This is a genomic window from Gimesia alba, assembly GCF_007744675.1.
Taxonomy (GTDB): Bacteria; Planctomycetota; Planctomycetia; order Planctomycetales; family Planctomycetaceae; genus Gimesia; species Gimesia alba.
This window is the reverse complement of sequence record NZ_CP036269.1, coordinates 1,245,438-1,262,539: the sequence shown is the minus strand read 5'-3', so window position 1 is coordinate 1,262,539 and position 17,102 is coordinate 1,245,438. Positions and strand designations below refer to the sequence as shown.

13 protein-coding genes are annotated in these 17,102 nt (G+C 49.6%); 6 read left to right on the top strand and 7 right to left on the bottom strand.

Translation table 11 applies throughout. The features are described 5' to 3' along the window. The first annotated feature begins 59 nt into the window (after positions 1-59). Complete coding sequence (locus tag Pan241w_RS04855; protein ID WP_145211775.1) at positions 60-1,211, top strand: hypothetical protein; 1,152 nt, start codon at positions 60-62, stop codon at positions 1,209-1,211. Between the two features lie 85 nt (positions 1,212-1,296). Here the strand turns inward: Pan241w_RS04855 and Pan241w_RS04850 are convergent, their stop codons facing one another. Both Pan241w_RS04850 and gltX read right to left on the bottom strand, forming a co-directional pair. Continuing rightward, entirely contained in the window at positions 1,297-3,015 is a 1,719-nt protein-coding gene (locus Pan241w_RS04850) for a glutamine--tRNA ligase/YqeY domain fusion protein (protein ID WP_145211772.1), read from the bottom strand. 57 nt (positions 3,016-3,072) lie between these two features. Next, entirely contained in the window at positions 3,073-4,644 is a 1,572-nt protein-coding gene (gene gltX, locus Pan241w_RS04845; protein WP_145211769.1) for a glutamate--tRNA ligase, read from the bottom strand. A 238-nt stretch (positions 4,645-4,882) separates the two neighbouring features. On the opposite strand from gltX, the gene Pan241w_RS04840 reads away from it, so the two are divergent. Continuing rightward, positions 4,883-5,545, top strand: a complete 663-nt coding sequence (locus Pan241w_RS04840) for a hypothetical protein (protein WP_145211766.1) — start codon at positions 4,883-4,885, stop codon at positions 5,543-5,545. A 50-nt stretch (positions 5,546-5,595) separates the two neighbouring features. Here the strand turns inward: Pan241w_RS04840 and Pan241w_RS04835 are convergent, their stop codons facing one another. Both Pan241w_RS04835 and Pan241w_RS04830 read right to left on the bottom strand, forming a co-directional pair. Then, positions 5,596-5,970, bottom strand: a complete 375-nt coding sequence (locus Pan241w_RS04835) for a DNA polymerase ligase N-terminal domain-containing protein (protein WP_145211763.1) — start codon at positions 5,968-5,970, stop codon at positions 5,596-5,598. 11 nt (positions 5,971-5,981) lie between these two features. Then, entirely contained in the window at positions 5,982-7,103 is a 1,122-nt protein-coding gene (locus Pan241w_RS04830) for a glycosyltransferase family 4 protein (protein WP_145211760.1), read from the bottom strand. A gap of 277 nt (positions 7,104-7,380) precedes the next feature. On the opposite strand from Pan241w_RS04830, the gene Pan241w_RS04825 reads away from it, so the two are divergent. After that, a complete protein-coding gene (locus tag Pan241w_RS04825; RefSeq protein ID WP_145211757.1) occupies positions 7,381-8,412 on the top strand; it encodes an endonuclease/exonuclease/phosphatase family protein in 1,032 nt (343 codons plus the stop codon). 13 nt (positions 8,413-8,425) lie between these two features. Here the strand turns inward: Pan241w_RS04825 and Pan241w_RS04820 are convergent, their stop codons facing one another. Continuing rightward, complete coding sequence (locus Pan241w_RS04820) at positions 8,426-9,589, bottom strand: metallophosphoesterase (protein WP_198000325.1); 1,164 nt, start codon at positions 9,587-9,589, stop codon at positions 8,426-8,428. A 247-nt stretch (positions 9,590-9,836) separates the two neighbouring features. Here Pan241w_RS04820 and Pan241w_RS04815 point away from each other — a divergent pair, with 247 nt between their 5' ends. Both Pan241w_RS04815 and Pan241w_RS04810 read left to right on the top strand, forming a co-directional pair. Beyond that, positions 9,837-11,666 (top strand): UbiD family decarboxylase, encoded by a 1,830-nt coding sequence (locus Pan241w_RS04815; protein WP_145211752.1) that lies wholly within the window; start codon positions 9,837-9,839, stop codon positions 11,664-11,666. A 197-nt stretch (positions 11,667-11,863) separates the two neighbouring features. Then, complete coding sequence (locus Pan241w_RS04810) at positions 11,864-12,811, top strand: alpha/beta hydrolase (RefSeq protein ID WP_145211749.1); 948 nt, start codon at positions 11,864-11,866, stop codon at positions 12,809-12,811. 43 nt (positions 12,812-12,854) lie between these two features. Here Pan241w_RS04810 and Pan241w_RS04805 read toward each other — a convergent pair whose 3' ends face one another. Further along, complete coding sequence (locus Pan241w_RS04805) at positions 12,855-13,685, bottom strand: tetratricopeptide repeat protein (RefSeq protein WP_145211746.1); 831 nt, start codon at positions 13,683-13,685, stop codon at positions 12,855-12,857. A gap of 41 nt (positions 13,686-13,726) precedes the next feature. Then, positions 13,727-14,779, bottom strand: coding sequence for a signal peptide peptidase SppA (gene sppA / locus Pan241w_RS04800; RefSeq protein ID WP_145211743.1), 1,053 nt, complete (start codon positions 14,777-14,779; stop codon positions 13,727-13,729). 594 nt (positions 14,780-15,373) lie between these two features. Between sppA and Pan241w_RS04795 the strand changes: the two genes are divergently transcribed. Continuing rightward, entirely contained in the window at positions 15,374-17,053 is a 1,680-nt protein-coding gene (locus Pan241w_RS04795; RefSeq protein ID WP_145211740.1) for a hypothetical protein, read from the top strand. Positions 17,054-17,102 lie beyond the last annotated feature (49 nt).

Sequence of the window (17,102 nt, the reverse complement as noted above, 5' to 3'; positions counted from 1 at the left end):
CACTTCACTTTACTCTTTCAAATACCCCCTCTCAAAGACTCTCTTTGTAGGACATGCTCATGTTAAAACGCGTTATCCGTTCAATTCCCGTAGTGGGGATTACAGTGTTTTCTTTAGCTGCAGGTACTGCACAGGCTCAGTGGCTGCCCTTTAACAACTGTAATTCCTGTGCACCACCACCCGTCATCCAAAACTGCTGTCCACAGCCAGTGGTACAGTGCCCGATTCCAGTGACCCAGACCACCTATCGACAGGTGCCGGTGACTGAGTATCGTCCTGTTCAGCAGACAGTCATGAAACCTGTGGTCGAAACCAAATACGTCGATCAGCAAGTCACCGCCTATCGTCAAGTGCTTGAGCCAAGAACGGTCGACGTACCTTGTACGACCTATCAAAATGTCACAGAGTGCCGACAGGTCCAAAAAGACATGGGACGCTGGGTGACTCAACGCCAGTGTATCCCACGTGTCTCGCCCTGTGCCTATGACAGCCGCCCGAATTTGATGGGCTGGATGAACCGTACTGGTTACTCCATGCGAATGGCATTCACTCCGCAATATCGTACTACCAGACATTATGTACCGAATGTGGTCACACAGAATGTACCTGTCACACGTCAGGTTGCCGTGCGCCAGACTCGCAAAGTGACTTACAACGTGGCACGTATGGTTCCTTACACAACGACCCGTAAGGTTGCAGTGAACTCAACACGTTATGTCAAAACCACAGTGACCGCCATGAAGCCAGTCACTGTCATGCGATCCATTCCGACCACTCGCACTGCTTATGTCTATCCGTCCAACGGTGGATTCAACGGAACAGCAACTGCGTTGCTGCCCACACCTGAGCCTTACATGTCAGCGGGTGCTCCTGAACCAATCCACAAACGTTCGGCTTCGAACAAGAAAAAATATGATGATTCGTTTGATGCGAACGGTGACAAGTACGAACGTGATCCCGCTTCTGATCCACGACGATCCAGCCTGGATGACGACTCTTCCTTCCGTCGCTCTTCTTATGAAGCCCCTCAGGAATCAACGGCTCCGGCATTCCCCCCCACACGTCGTGCCGGATACGAACCTGATACATCAGATAGACCTCTGCCGTCTATCGTCCGTGCCAGTGGCTGGACACGTCGTGTTCCACGCTCTGAAAAGACAGCTCCGGTTACATCGAGCAGCGATATTACCGTGGCACAGCGAACACCCTGATTCAAAGTTTGAAACATGAGCACTTTGAAGTGCATGGGCTCACTCGTCGAACCTCAGTTCGACGAGTGTTTTTTTATGCGCTCTACTAATTCTTCTTGCCTTTGGGTTGATTCTGAGCCTGCTTTTCCAGTTTGGCCCACGTATCACGCAGGGTCACTGTTCGATTGAAAACGGGGGTTTCATCTGTTGAATCTCTGCTGTCAACGCAAAAGTAGCCCAGCCGTTCAAACTGAAAACGGCTGCCTGGTTTCGCGGCTTTTAAACTCCGTTCCAGTTTGCACCCTATCAGAACCTGCAATGATGCCGGGTTGAGATTGGTTTTGTAATCTTCGCCTTCCGGAAGATCTTCCGGATCGGGCGTACTGAAGAGATGGTCGTAGAGCCGAACTTCGGCGTCTACAGCGTGTGCTTCAGAGACCCAGTGGATCGTGGCTTTAACCTTTCGGCCATCGGGGGCATTGCCCCCCTTCGTTTCAGGATCGTAAGTACAACGCAGCTCGATCACTTCTCCAGCATCGTCTTTGATCACATCGACGCAGGTCACAAAATAGGCATACCGCAGCCGGACCTCTTTGCCTGGAGAAAGCCGAAAGAATTTCTTGGGAGGATCTTCCATGAAATCTTCTTTTTCGATGTAAATCACTTTCGAAAAAGGTACCTTCCGCGTTCCCGCAGTTTCATCGTTGGGATTATTCACAGCGTCCAGTTCTTCAGATGTACCTTCAGGATAATTCTCAATCACCACGCGCAGCGGGTTCAAAACCCCCATCACACGCGGTGCTACCTGATTCAGATGATCGCGAATACAATTTTCCAGAACAACTTTATCGGTCATGGAATTAAATTTGGTGACACCAATTGTCTTACAGAATTCGCGTAATGCTTCCGGAGTCACTCCGCGACGACGCATGCCACAAATGGTTGGCATCCGCGGGTCATCCCATCCCGAAACAAAGTTACCCTGCACCAGTTCCAACAATTTCCGTTTGCTCATGACGGTATAGGTCATATTCAAACGAGCGAATTCAATCTGCTGCGGATGAAATACTTCGAGTTCGTCCAGAATCCAGTCATATAAGGGGCGATGGTCTTCAAACTCGAGGGTACAAATCGAGTGCGTGATTTTTTCAATTGAGTCGGAAATACAGTGCGTGTAATCGTACATGGGATAGATACACCATTTATCCCCCGTTCGGTGGTGATGTACGTGCCGCACACGATAGATCACTGGATCGCGCATGTGAAAATTCGGTGACGCCAAATCAATTTTGGCTCGCAGAACAAACTCCCCCTCTTTGAATTCGCCATTTTTCATGCGTTCAAACAAGTCCAGATTTTCTTCTACAGATCGTGAGCGTCCCGGACTCGGTTTACCGGGTTCGGTCGCCGTTCCGCGGTACTCGCGCATTTTGTCGGCCGGTAAGTCACACGCGTAGGCTTTGCCTTTTTTGATCAGAGTCACAGCAAATTCATAAAGCTGATCAAAATAGTCGGATGCAAAATACTCACGATCGTCCCAGTCAAAGCCAAGCCACCGCACGTCTTCCTTGATGGAATCTACGTATTCCACATCTTCTTTTTCCGGGTTCGTATCGTCGAACCGCAGGTTACAGAGGCCGCCCGGATTTTCATTCGCGATGCCAAAATTCAGACAGATCGACTTGGCGTGACCGATATGCAGATAGCCATTCGGCTCGGGAGGAAAACGGGTATGCACACGCCCGTCATGCTTGTCCGTACGATTATCTTCCTGAATAATCGCGCGAATAAAATCAACTGACGTTTTTTCTTCGGGAGTTGACATCCCCTACTCCTTAAATGATTCATCAATCACAGGACCAGCCTGTTTTTGTTGCTTTAATTATTCACTCTGACTGAGGGCAATCGCCCGGTCAATCCGTCGAACGCAAGACTCTTTTCCCAGAATGGCCAGGCAATCGAACATCCCGATCCCTGTCCCTTTTCCACTGACGGCAACACGCAAGGCATGAATGATCTGCCCCATACCGATGCCCTCGGCTTCAACAAAATCATGCAGCAGTTTGTCTAAGCCTACTGCGCTGAAGTCACTGGTCTGGACCAATTCATTTTTGACTTTCTCCAACAGTGGTACGGCATCTGCCGCTTTCCGAATTCGCTTTTTGAACGCTTTAGGATCATATTCCAACTCATCGTCGGCCACAAAAAACTCATCAAAGTCCAGAATATCGCTGGCGATTTTCAGCCGGTCTTCCATGCCCACAATCACCTGGCTGATCCGTTGACTGGTTTCCGGATCGGCTGCATTCTTTACCAAGCCGGCTTTCTCCAGATACGGACCGCAGTGTGCCACTTTTTCATCCAGAGACAACTGGTTCATCCAGTGTGCCTGAAAACTGAGTAGTTTATCCGGATCCAAACCTGCAGCAGCTTTGACAATCCGATCCAGCGTAAAGTTCTCAACAATCGTATCTAACGACATGATTTCGGTCTTGTCATCCAGAGACCAACCCAGTCGCGCCAAAGCATTTAGGATCGCTTCCGGCAGATAGCCGATTTTTTCGTAATATTCGACCATCACCGGATCCAGGCCATCTGCGTTTTCCAATCCAATCCGAGGAAAAACGGCTTCCGCTTTATCAAACATTTTTTTGAACTGTGGACTCTTGCGATACTTATCGAGTTTTCGCTTACTCAGTTTTTCTTTCCCACCAGGTGCTGCCACAAACGGAATGTGTGCAAACTGCGGCAGTTCATAGCCAAGTGCCTGATAAATCAGGACCTGCACCGGAGTATTCGAAAGATGCTCCTCGGCCCGGATCACATGCGTAATCTGCATTTGTGCGTCGTCGATAACCGTCGCCAGATTATACAGAGGCGTACCATTGCCCCGCAAAATGACCGGATCGGGCATCAGACCGGCATCAAATTCAACATGCCCCCGCACAGCATCATCAATCTGAATTTTCTGATCGCGGGGCACCAGCAACCGCACCACTGACGGGCGGCCTTCTGCCTCGTATTGCTCCTTTTCACTCTCGGTCAACTCCAACGAACGACGCAAATTCAGGAAGTTTCGCTTTTCTTTCTCTGCAGCTTCGCGATCGGCCTGAATCTGCTCGGGAGTTTCATAACACCGATAGGCTTTTCCTTCCGCCAACAGTTGATCGACGGCTGCACGGTAAAGATCATTCCGTTCCGATTGAAAATAGGGGCCATGTTCGCCCCCAATTTCGGGGCCTTCATCCCAATCCAACCCCAGCCATTTAAACGCCTGCAGAATCGGACCGAGTGCTGCGGATATGTTGCGTTCCTGATCGGTATCATCAATGCGGAGAATGAATTGCCCCCCATTGTGCCGTGCCCAGAGCCAGTTAAATAAGGCAGTACGCATCCCCCCAATGTGCATATAGCCGGTCGGACTGGGGGCAAAACGGGTTCGGACGGTACTCATAAACGGGCTCTTATTCTTTCTCTTTCACAGTTGGAACTTATGGTTCCTGCTGGATAAAACAGGGAAGGCGCCAAAGCTTCTTTCAATAGTCCTGATTCGGACGACTGATCATAAAAGACCTTCAGCGGTTCGACAAGTATATTTAAAGATACAACTTAGCGTTATTTTGCCTTTTCTGTAGATTCTCACCCACCGGACCGGTCTTGACGCTTCTCCCTACCGCACCTAGCATTTCGGCATGAAACGTTTTCTTTTGCTCCTGTTTTTACTGCTGCTGCTCCTGGGAGGGGTCGCCAGTGGACTGTACTGGTCTGCTTCCCAAGTGCCTGAATTTTATCAGGAAGCACTGCAGGAGCAGTCACAGCCGGAAGTCAGGCAAGAGGAAGCAAAAGAATTTGTTCAACGTTCGATGCAAGTGGTCAATGACGTCCGCAATAAAGAGCCGACTTGGTCTCAGGAATTCAGCGAACAACAGGTGAATGCCTGGCTGGCAGAAGAATTACACCAAAAGTATAACGAATGGGTGCCTGAAGGTATTTCTGATCCCCTCGTAAAGTTCGAAAAAGATCATGTGGAACTGGGTTTTCACCTGACACTCAAAAAATGGTCGGGCATCATCAGCCTGAAATTCAAGCCTTGGCTGCTCAAAGAAAATCAACTTGTCCTTGAGTTGGATAAAGCCCGCGCCGGCCTGCTGCCCATTCCCATTGATGATGCCATTACCGATCTGATTCAGGAAGCGCGGGCAGACGGCTGGTATATTGAATGGAGCCAGATGAATGGAAACGATGTCTTAATCGTTTATCTTGATCGTGGAAAATCAGAGTTTCCCGACTTAACGGCACTTGGTGTTGAGCCGGGAATGTTTCGCATTGCTGGTAAGGCCGAGGTCAAAAAATAATTCTTACCGGCATTGTCTGAACAGTTTCACTCTACGATCGGCATACGACTTTAAAAAAACGCTGTGTAATTCAAACTCCACTGATTTTCCTGATCCGTTTTTTTGAGCGTCACACGTCCCGCCAGTTCTTCACCAGTCAGCAACGCGACTAGACTGTCATCGTTATATTCCAGCAGCGTCAGTGATCCACGATCCCAGCGGCTGACTTCTCCTCGATCGCCACTGACCGGCCCTTCGTATTCGAGATAGGCGATTCGATGATCGGGTAACGCTTCCACGAGAAGATCAATCGACGATTCATCTGAAGCAGGATCAATCTCTGGCGCGACGGGCAGCCGCCAGGTCTTGAGGACGCCTTCATGTTCCAGCATCAAATCCCAATGTAGCTCGGGAAAATCGTGACGTAAAATAACATACTGTTGCATATCGTGGCTTTTCAGGAAATGGTTTGATTAATGAGTTGATCCCAGGATTCAAAATAGCGGGCGGCTGAAAATTGCTTGGTGACTTGCAGATTCTGGACGGCCACCTCTTTACATAAACGTTCATCTTGCATGAGCTCTCTCATCGCCCGGGTTAACTCGCTTACATTTTCGGCAGGCACAAGCATCACCTGCAGGTCCTCGCGTGCAATATCAGCCGGACCACTTTCACAGTCAAAACTGATACACGCTAAGCCGCGGGACATCGCCTGGAGTAACGCATTTGGAAAGCCTTCATACCTTGAGGGTAACACAAATATTTCTCCCTGGTCCAAAAAAACTTCAGGATCGGCAACCCAGCCTGTTAATTCAATCTGTTCCTCTAATCCGCGCTGATTAATGGTTGCCTGTAACGAGTCGCGTAATGGCCCCTCGCCTAAGATTCGTAATTTCCACTCCGGAAATTCGTGAGCCAAGAACGAAAAGGCATCGATCAACATATCAAATCCCTTTTCATAGGAAAGTCGTCCCATTCCCAAAATCAGATGCGACGGCGGACGCTCAAGCACATCCTGTTCTGTGACAACGGGTACATCGGGTGTACGAGGCGAAGGCACCGCATTGGGAATGACTTCAATCGGAGTCGACTTGAGCCACTCTCGAAAATAATCGGCGACTCCCTCTGTCTGAACGACGACAGCAGTGGCGCGCGGATACATGTATTTACGCAAAACTGACCAGAGACGGCCGATTGGATGATGCCGTGGATCGGAACGTTCCGAGATCAGAACGGGGCACTTCGATTGGTGCGATGCCAGCAGAGTCAGTACATTCATCCGATCAGTCAGGCTGATGACCACATCCGGCTCGGACTGTGAAATTGCTTCCCGCAACTTTTTGATTCGGTACCAGTTGTTGTAGACCGCTTGCCACAGATTGTTTGAGTCCTGCATCAGACCCAACGCACGTCGCTGAACCGAATCTGACAGTTGAAACGTATCTGTCTCCGCAGAATCCAGGGTAATCAGCGTGACCGTCTCGCCTTCCAGAGCCCAATGATTGGCCATCATTGCAGCAACACCCTCCGCGCCGCCGAGGCTGAGAGAAGGAACAGTGATCGTCAGTCGTCGCGGCAAAGTATCAGGACCCCTTAATGTAAGCCGTTACCAGAATATAAGATACAGCGTCGATCGTCCACAGCGATCCAATCACCATTCAGCGTATCGCATCTACCCGTGATCGGCAAGGGGGACCGATTTGATCCTAAATACCAGCGGGGAATTGCTCTACACCTGCATCCCAATATTTGTTAAATTACGGCTCCTTTCTACGGTCTGTCTTAATGAGACAGACTCCATTCTCACTATCGATCCCTTCAGCATATTCGTCAGTCGCAATACCACGGATGGTACTATGGCCAGCAAACCTAAACAAAAAAAAACGTTCATCAAATCATGGAAACTACGCGGACTGACATTACTGTTGGTCGGTTTGATGGGCGGAGGTATGTTTCATTTCGGGATTAAACCGAAGCAGGTCACCCGCTGGGTTACGGATTTTGTCTCTTCTACAATTTCCTCCAATTCAACCCCCTCGGACTGGAATGCGACAGAAATCGATTTGCCACGTAGCGAGAATACGATTCGCATCGCTTCGTTTAACATTCAGGTTTTTGGTCAAAGTAAAATGCAAAAACCACAGGTTCCTCAGATTCTGGCGCGCATTGTCCAGCAGTTTGATGTCGTCGCAATCCAGGAAATTCGTTCACAAGACCAGACAGTCATGGATGATTTTTTGAGTATTGTCAATTCTGGAGAACACCGCTACGCCTATCTCCTCGGCACCAGACAAGGCAGGACCGCCAGCAAAGAACAATACGCATACTTCTACAACACGGAACGCATTAGAGTAAATGAGAAGTGGACCTACACGGTTATCGATAAATATGACAAATTACACCGTCCACCTTATGTCGCTCATTTCCAAACCCTGAGTCCGTCCAGTGAAAACCCTTTTACCTTTTCCCTGATCAACATTCATACCGACCCGGATGAAACCAAACAGGAACTCAATGTTTTGGATGATGTCTTCCGAGTGGTCGCCAACGACGGTAGCCAGGAAGACGATGTGATCCTGCTGGGAGATCTCAATGTCGATGATCAGCACCTGGGAGAGTTGGGGATGGTTCCCGATTTAATGTGGACCGTTTCCAAAACACCAACCAATACCAGGAAATCAAAACAGTACGATAACATACTGTTCAGCCGCCATCGCTCTCAGGAGTTCACGGGAAATTCCGGCGTGTATGATTTCCAGACACGTTTCAAACTGTCTGAGAAAGAAGCCCTGAATGTATCGGACCACCTTCCCATCTGGGCCGAGTTCCACATTTCTGAAAATGGAGCCGTGCGTCAGGCATCAGCGGGCGTCACTGAACCACGCTAAATCCTGCTCGAATTCAACGCGCTGCTTTATCCGTTATGTGTAATGTTAACAGGCTGATTTCCGGACGGCAGAACCAGCGTAACGGGTGAATTCCTGACACGCCCCGACTGACGTGCAACAGTGTCGAACCCCGGGCAAACGTACCGCTGGTATAACGCGTGCCATGCAGACTGGGGGCAAAGACAGGACCAATCACAGGAAATCGAACCTGCCCGCCATGCGTGTGACCGGAAAGCACCAGATCATATCCCTCTCGAACGGCCCAGTGAAAATTATCAGGCGTGTGACTGACCAGCAAGAGGAAGTCAGATTCTGGCTCGCTGCTTACTCCAGTAGTAGTTTGCCTGATTTCCGGAAGCGTTCCCATCCAGGGGGCTTCGGTTCCCGCCAACTGCAGTATTTTCCCTGCATACTGCAGCTGGAAAGGCTCCACAGAGAGATCAATCCATCCGGTATCCTCTAGAGCCTGTCGAATCTGAAGACTCTCCTGATTCCAGTCATGATTACCGAGAATGAAAAAACGCCCCAGCGGTGCCTGCATCGGCCCCAGCGTGTCGTCCAGCCAGCCGAGACATTTCATCTCGTCAATCAGATCGCCTGCAAAGATAATCAAATCAGGCTCCGTTTCCTGGGCAATCCGACACAGCTCGACAAAATACTCCCGTTTCAATGTACCGGAAAAATGCAGGTCGCTGACATGCAAGATCGTCAGGCCGTCCCAATTCGCCGGTAGTCGAGGGAGTTGGAAGGTTTTCCGGGTGAATTCGACACTGAAGATCTGATTCAACGGAAGCCCCGCTAAATAATGATAGGGTCCCTCTCCGATCAGATCCTGATTGAGTCGCTCTCGCATCTGGATCAGTTCAGACTGAGTTTCGGTCTGTTGTCGGGGTGGTTTGTATAATAAATGCCGGAAAGCGGAATACATTAAGCCGAGAAATCCCAGAGTGCAGAGTAGTAGAACAGGCTTCCACCAGAATGAAAGCTGACTCCAGACCCCGCCAACTAAAACACCCGGATCGTAAAGCCCCACGGAGAGAAACAGGACAATAGGGAACAGGACGATCACCAACTCCAGAACATGCCTCAACCTTTTGAGCGTGGTATCATGGATCGGCAGGGCATGCGTGCGATTGATGACCATGATCCAGAGCTCAGCATGGCCGATGGACAGCATCAGCAATATCATTCCATTGGCTATTGCTTCCATAAAGATCTTACTACACTTCGCTGAAAATGGATCAAAAGATAAATAAGCATCATACTGCAGTCGAATCATAGAAGATCAATGCCGGATTGCAAATGCCACAGGAACAGCAATCCAGTGTTCCCTGGACTTGTGCGTGGTAAAATTCCTCAGCAGCCGTTAATCTGCTGATTGCAACGAAGACAAATTAATTTTGTATGAATGGGACCGTGCTTCGATGGGATACCGTGGACTGCGAGAGTGTGTCAACGATCTGGAACGAACAGGCCAACTGATCCGGATCGAACAGGAAATTGACACCAATCTGGAAGCAGCGGAAATTCAACGCCGCGTCTATCAGGCGGGGGGACCTGCCCTGTATTTTGCCAATGTGCGCAATTGCCGGTTCCCGATGGTCAGCAATCTGTTTGGTACCCTGGAACGCACACGCTATATTTTTCGCGATGCCCTGGCGGCGGTCAATCACCTGGTCGAATTAAAAGTCGATCCGTCCCAATTCTGGAAGCACCCCTTCCGCTATTGCGATGTCCCCTTCTCACTACTGCATATGCTGCCTCGCTCTCGCTCGCGGGGACCTGTCATGGAAAATCAGATCCAGATCCAGGATCTGCCGCAACTCAAAAGCTGGCCCGATGATGGTGGACCTTTTATTACTCTGCCTCAAGTCTATACAGAGTCTCCCAAACGAGGCGGATTGATGAATTCCAATCTGGGCATGTACCGCATTCAACTCGACGGGAATGAATATCAGCCGAACAAACAGATCGGCATGCACTACCAGATTCACCGCAGCATCGGCGTGCATCATGCAGAGGCAATTGAAAAAGGAGAGCCACTCAAAGTGAATGTCTTTGTAGGTGGTGCGCCCGCGATGACTTTATCGGCCGTGATGCCGTTACCGGAGGGGCTATCCGAACTCACATTCGCCGGTGCCCTCGGCAAACGGGCGATTCGCATGGTTCGCAACAAACAGGGATTACCGATCTACGCGGATGCAGACTTTTGTATTACCGGCTGGATTGATCCGGAGCAGTTACTCCCCGAAGGACCGTTCGGCGATCATCTGGGTTACTACAGTCTGGCCCATCCGTTTCCGGTGATGAATGTGGAAGCCGTCTATCATCGAAACGATGCGATCTGGCCCTTCACAGTTGTCGGGCGTCCTCCCCAGGAAGATACGGCCTTTGGCGCCATCATCCATGAAATTACCGGACCTGCGATTCCGTCTGTGATTCCCGGCGTTCATCAAGTGCATGCCGTCGACGCCGCCGGCGTTCATCCATTGCTGTTAGCGGTCGGCAGCGAACGATATACTCCCTATGATCAGGAACGCAAGCCTCAAGAAATTTTGACGAACGCCAATGCCATCCTGGGACAGGGACAACTCAGTCTGGCCAAGTATCTGATGATCGTAGCACGCGAAGACAACCCGGAACTGGATGCCGAAGAGATCGAAGCATTTCTCTCCCACCTGCTGGAACGCATTGACTGGAATCGCGACTTGCATTTTCAGACCTGCACTACCATGGATACGCTTGATTACTCGGGAGCCGGATTTAATTCCGGCTCCAAACTGGTGATGGCAGCGGCGGGCTCGGTGAAGCGCAAGCTACCAACGACCCTCCCGGAAAGCGGGACACTGCCGAGTGACTTTTCTGATCCGCGGATTTGTCGACCGGGAATTCTGGCCGTCAAAGCACCGGCCTTTCAGGAACAGAATACGGATCTTCGACGTTTCTGTTCTGGGCTCTCTTTAACGCATTCTTTCAACCAGTTTCCCTTGATTGTCCTCGTCGACGACAGTCAATTTACCGCTGCCAGTCTGAATAATTTTCTCTGGACGGTATTCACGCGATCGAATCCTGCCTCTGATATCGATGGCGTTGAAGCCTTTACGAAGGACAAACACTGGGGCTGTCGAGGAGCGCTCGTCATTGACGCACGGATCAAGCCGCATCATGCGCCGCCTCTCATCGAAGACCCGGAAATCACCCGACGCGTTGATCAACTGGGGGCTCCCGGTGGACCGTTGCATGGAATCATTTAGCCCCCATTCCCAGATGACTTTTTCTATGAATTAGTTAACCGCGCCCAGGTGTATGGATCCAAACATACTGGAGTTTGCTGGACCAACGTTAAAGAATCATGATAATGCTTTTAGACACGAGGGGCACACCCGGTTACAATCTAGGCGATTCCCAGTAAGTAATGATGAGAAGAAAAACTCAGAAACAGGTACAAGCGATGCAATACCGAACACATCACCGAAAATTATATTCCACTCTATGTCTCCTCAGCGCAGCAGTAATGTTGCTCATCGCCAACCCCGTTTGTGGGCAACAGCAGAAGCCAAAAAAGAAGCGACCACCATTTCGCTGGGTGAATAAGCTCAAACAGGAACTTCCGGGGGTGCAACACGCAATCTTTCGCAGCCCTTCCATGAAAGTGGATGTCGGTTACTGCATCTACCTGCCTCCGCAGTATAACGATCCCCAAAATAGAACAGAGCGTTTTCCCGTGGTGTACTACCTGCACGGCGGACGTCCCGGCAGTGAAACGAAAAGTGTGCGGCTGGTGCAGCACATTCACAAACAGATTTCAGCCGGTAAGGTAACGCCGATGATCTATGTCTTCGTGAATGGTGGACCGGTCAGCCACTACAACATGCCAGATCGAGAACATGCGATGGGTGAAGATGTCTTTGTCAAAGAGTTGATTCCCCATATCGACGCGACCTATCGGACAATTGCTGCTCGTAAAGGCCGCGCAATTGAAGGCTTTTCCCAAGGTGGTCGCGGCACAACGAGGATCATGTTTAAGTATCCGGAGCGCTTCTGTTCGGCTGCACCGGGTGGAGCCGGTCATGCCACTGAAAAACGCATTTCAGAACAAAACGGGCGCGAAAGTGCGAATCTCGTTTTTGTGAAAGGCGACAACACCTATGACCTGGCCCGCAAATATGCAAAGCATCCCGAGCCGGCACTACGCATCCTGATTCATGTCGGCACAAAAGGTTTTAATTACCAGAATAATTTGGCGTACATGGAATTCTTGAAGTCGCTCAAGATTCCGTTTGAACAGCTCATCGTCCCCGATGTACCCCATAGCGCGGTGCAGATCTATGAGAAAGAGGGGCTCAAAATCATGCAATTCCATGCTGATAATTTTCGCCGGGCGGGTCAGAAAACCTGAGTTTGAAAAGATGCTGCGAAACAAAAATGTCCTTGCCGGCATCTTATGACTTAGGCAGCCGTTTCAGCATCCGTCGCGCTTTACTTTTCCAGCGAACAAACTTGCGGGCAATGCCACTGGGACTCCCATTAATATCCAGGAGCATTCCCTGCAGCGTTTTGCGTGCCGCCTGATGATCGCCGGCATCTGCTTCGAGTGTCGCCAGAATGAACAGTGCCTCGGGCTGCCGCCAGCGTTTGGTATGTTTTTCCAATTGTTGTCGTGCCGTTTCCGGAGAATCCAGCTCACATAGCGTTTTGCAGTACATCAAAGAGACATCGCCAAATTTATATTCCGGCTCCTCTTCGAGAATCTTTTGACAACGTAATTTCGTGCTTTCGAAATTCTTGAATTTCATTTCGATTTGTGCCGCACCCCATAAAGCCTGTAGGTTATCTGGTTCTTTTGCCAGAGCCTGTAAATAGGCATCCAGACTTTTCTGATCAATGCCCGCCTCTTTCAGCGCATCGCCCCAGCGGACAAACTGATAAGGATTTCCAATCTGTAACGCAGCGGTCTCGAGTTCATTCAATTTGCGCTGGCGGAAGAACGGTCTTGCGAATTCAGGAAGCTGAAACTGATTGGTTGGCAGCCAGCGTATGAAGAAATAAATAAATGCGCCCACAGGCTGAAAGACGAAAATCACCCAAAACCATAAAAAACGGTCCGGATCTTTCCGAATACAGTCAACCATCATCCAGATCCAGAACAGAAAATACAGGAAACCAAAAATATCCCAGATCACGCCCCATACCGGTGACGGTTCACCATACAGACTTGGATCATTCAGATAAGGATTCTCAGCAGGAGTTAATGGTTCTTCTTGTGCAAACATACGCTCGTTTTTTTCTGGTAGAGACACTCATCTGTTATGCGTTACTGCCAACCCGGCATTTCACCCATCCAGGAGGCAAAATACATGGCTCGTGGAACGGTCGAATCTAAAAGTGCCTGCTTTCGATTTTCGATATGACTCGCTTCCGCTGATCCCAGCAAAACATCAGCCAGTGATCTCGGATGAGAATATCTTATCACACAGACTTTGTTAAGTCCCGTGATTTCCTGCAGGCGCGCGAGCGCGTCTTCCTGATAGCCAATTTCATCGATCAATCCATTCTGTTTGGCATCCGTCGCAGGATAAATCTGCCCCGTTGCCAGTTTTTTGACCTGATCATAATCGAGATCTTTTCGATTATCAGTAATGACATTTAAAAAACGTTGATAGGACTCATCCAGAATATGATCCCAGATGGCTCGTTCCCGATCGGTAAGATTGCGAAACGGGTTCAACGCGTCCTTGAATTCACCTGTCTTAAGCGGATCGGAGACAACCCCCACCTTCTCTGCCAGACCACTTAAATCAAAGCGGGGAATGATCACCCCTAATGAACCGGTCCATGTAGTTGGTTCGGCAAAAATCACTCCTTCTTCACCAGCTCCCATCGCAACATAATACCCCCCCGATGCAGCCATCCGCTTCATGTAAACGACAATCGGTTTTGTCTTCCGCAATTCGACCAGTCGGTGATAAATTTGATGGCTGTCGGCCACCAACCCACCCGGGCTGTCGATTTCTAATAAGATGCCTTTAACCTGATCATCTTCATGTGCCCGTTTAATGGAGCGTAAGATCCGCTCGGTGAACGGGGGCATGATGGTCCCCGTAATCGAGATGATGGCGATCTTTTCCTTGGCAAACTGATCGCCGGTCTCAAACTGCTCCGCCGGCCCGCCACCAATGGTAAAGTATTCCTGATACCAGGCAAAAAAACCTAGATTGAATACCACTGAGATTAGCAACAACACAACCAGCCCGCGTATCAGCCACCGCCGCGAACGTGGAGGTGGGGGTGGACATGGTTTCTGGTGCTGATGAATTGATTCAGAATGTTTCTCTACAGGTCTCTCCTGTGCAGACTGCTCTTCCATATGCATAACTCCCTTTAATTACTCTATTTCTGCTAGAGAAACAGACTTTGCCCCTCGATTCCATTCCATGTTGGTAGGAAATCACCTGGTTTCACTCATTGTAAAACAGGTAATTTACAAACGATAGCCACACTGCAGCAAGATTATCAATAAAAACGGTCGTTCGGGTTGTTTCAAAGATCCCGCCAGAATCTATTCCTACAACCGACATAGGCATCAAAACCGGAGCAGATTAACGACGATAGAAAACCCAGCAGGGCTTAGTCTGCATGATTGTGTCGATTATGCAGAACCAACCAATTGAAAGCAATATTCCGATTAATGAAGTCTCGTCGAATCGAGAAATCATTCAAATCGGGACTATTTGAGTGCCGCTGAATGAATGTCATTAGGCCCACTCAAGACTCAGGAACCAGGAGATTTCAGGAGATGAAAGCAGGAACTCGCTTCTCCGCTCGCGTTTTAATATTCAGCGCGATTTCTGGCTTAGTGTTGACGAATTCGAATTTTCTGTCAGCGGAGGAAGACTCCGTTCAGATCAATTCCAGTAGGCAGCAAAGCACCAGGACAGTGCGGAACCCAAAAAACACTCTCATGAATGCCATTCAGCGTGAAATGCATTCAGCACGTAGTACTGCAAAACCGCGTGTTCTTTCCCAACAAACTGAAAAGCAACCATCTCAAATTCAGCAGGTAGGATTAACTCTGAAGCCGAGAGGATTCTTTCAGAAGAAGAAGAGCAGCAAGAGCAAGACGCAAACTAAGAAACCAGAGGAAAAGCGTCCGGTCATCGTCCGAGGCGGCAATCAAACTGCTGGCCCGCAATATCAGACTGCGGTCCCTCAACCGAATGCAAAGCCTGGTCAAAGTGAAATTCAGCGTCAACTGGAAGCATTGTACCGTAGAGATGGTCGGCAGATGCCTCCGATGCGGTTAGATGCATTACCGAAAACAGCCAACTCCGGTTCTGCTGCAGGACGGGGTGTGGTGAACCCGCCCCCTGCAACGCAGGCTGCTCCCGTCCAGCAGAATGTTGCCGGTGCAGCCCAACAACATCTCATTCCAAAAATGGAAGAAAAAAAGAAATGGTATGAAAAATTCTTACCAGCTAAAACAAAGCAAACTCCCAAGCGTCTTCCTCAGTCGCATCAAGTTGTGAAAAAGGCACCTGTTAACACTCCTGTAATGGAAAAAACAATAGCACCAGCCCAACCACAACTGCCAGCAGCACCGGCTCCGGCTCAACCATCGATTGTCGCAGGACCACAGACGCCTGTTGAAAACACAGAATCGATTGCCAAGACTCCGATGCCAGCAACAGAAGAACTGGATGATGAAGAGCTGAAAGAGTTAGAAGAAGAAGCAGCCGAACGGCTTGAAGAGCAACGAATTGCTGCTGCCAAAGAATCTGCTGCGGAAACTCCGCTGATCGAAGAAAAGACGGTCGAAGTGGCTCAAGAAAAAATCATCATCAGCCCGGAAGATGATTTCAAGAATCTGTTTCCGGAAATGTCAGAAGAGGAAGCTGACGGCCTCAAGAAACCCAAAGTGGCTCAGGAGGCACCGGCAAAGGAATCAACCAAGTCGACGCCCTTCAGTGGCCTGGTACTGGAAGAAGACGGCCTGAAAAAGTCTGCAGAAAAACCGACAGTACCTGCCAAAGAAGAGACGCCACAGGTGGCTCAGGAAACGCCGAAAAAAGAGGTGAATCCATTTGAACCGCAGCCCGCGGCTGAAGCGACTCCTGAAAAAGAAGTCAATCCGTTCGAAGTTCCCGCTCCTAAAGTGGCAGAAAAAGAAATGGAGAAACCAGAAGACAATCCATTCAAGCCACAACCGGAACGAAAACTGGATGCGCCACCTGTTCAACCGAAGAAACAGATCGCAACGACAGAGCCAGACAGCTCGATTGAAAAGAAACTGGCACTCATCGCCAGCCGGGGCAATATTAAAGGCCTGAAAGGCTTCTGCCCGGTCGCTTTACGCGACAACAGACTGCTCGTTGATGCTCGACCTGAGTTTAGTTCATCTTACAAATCGATGAACTATCAGTTCGCTTCACTCGAGAATAAACTGAAATTTGACCGGGAGCCTGCAAAATATGCACCCGCTGCCGGTGGAAGTGACCTTGTACTGTTAGTTGATCATCAGGATGACAAAGAAGGAACTCTGGATTATGCATCCTGGTATAAAGGTAGACTCTACCTGTTCAGCAACCAGACGAATATGAACATATTTATGAAAACCCCAGCATTGTATGTTGGCGTAGAATAAACCGTGAGCTTTGTTCCTGCTGCTCCTGGTAAGCTCCCGATAATCTCAC

Bases quoted from the DNA above. Each gene is read 5' to 3' on its own strand.
- Pan241w_RS04855 (WP_145211775.1), top strand. From the start codon at position 60: ATGTTAAAACGCGTTATCCGTTCAATTCCCGTAGTGGGGATTACAGTG.
- Pan241w_RS04850 (WP_145211772.1), bottom strand. From the start codon at position 3,015: ATGTCAACTCCCGAAGAAAAAACGTCAGTTGATTTTATTCGCGCGATT.
- sppA (WP_145211743.1), bottom strand. From the start codon at position 14,779: ATGGAAGAGCAGTCTGCACAGGAGAGACCTGTAGAGAAACATTCTGAA.
- Pan241w_RS04835 (WP_145211763.1), bottom strand. From the start codon at position 5,970: ATGCAACAGTATGTTATTTTACGTCACGATTTTCCCGAGCTACATTGG.
- Pan241w_RS04815 (WP_145211752.1), top strand. From the start codon at position 9,837: ATGGGATACCGTGGACTGCGAGAGTGTGTCAACGATCTGGAACGAACA.
- Pan241w_RS04840 (WP_145211766.1), top strand. From the start codon at position 4,883: ATGAAACGTTTTCTTTTGCTCCTGTTTTTACTGCTGCTGCTCCTGGGA.
- Pan241w_RS04825 (WP_145211757.1), top strand. From the start codon at position 7,381: ATGGCCAGCAAACCTAAACAAAAAAAAACGTTCATCAAATCATGGAAA.
- Pan241w_RS04795 (WP_145211740.1), top strand. From the start codon at position 15,374: ATGAATGCCATTCAGCGTGAAATGCATTCAGCACGTAGTACTGCAAAA.
- Pan241w_RS04805 (WP_145211746.1), bottom strand. From the start codon at position 13,685: ATGTTTGCACAAGAAGAACCATTAACTCCTGCTGAGAATCCTTATCTG.
- Pan241w_RS04810 (WP_145211749.1), top strand. From the start codon at position 11,864: ATGCAATACCGAACACATCACCGAAAATTATATTCCACTCTATGTCTC.
- Pan241w_RS04820 (WP_198000325.1), bottom strand. From the start codon at position 9,589: ATGCTGTCCATCGGCCATGCTGAGCTCTGGATCATGGTCATCAATCGC.
- gltX (WP_145211769.1), bottom strand. From the start codon at position 4,644: ATGAGTACCGTCCGAACCCGTTTTGCCCCCAGTCCGACCGGCTATATG.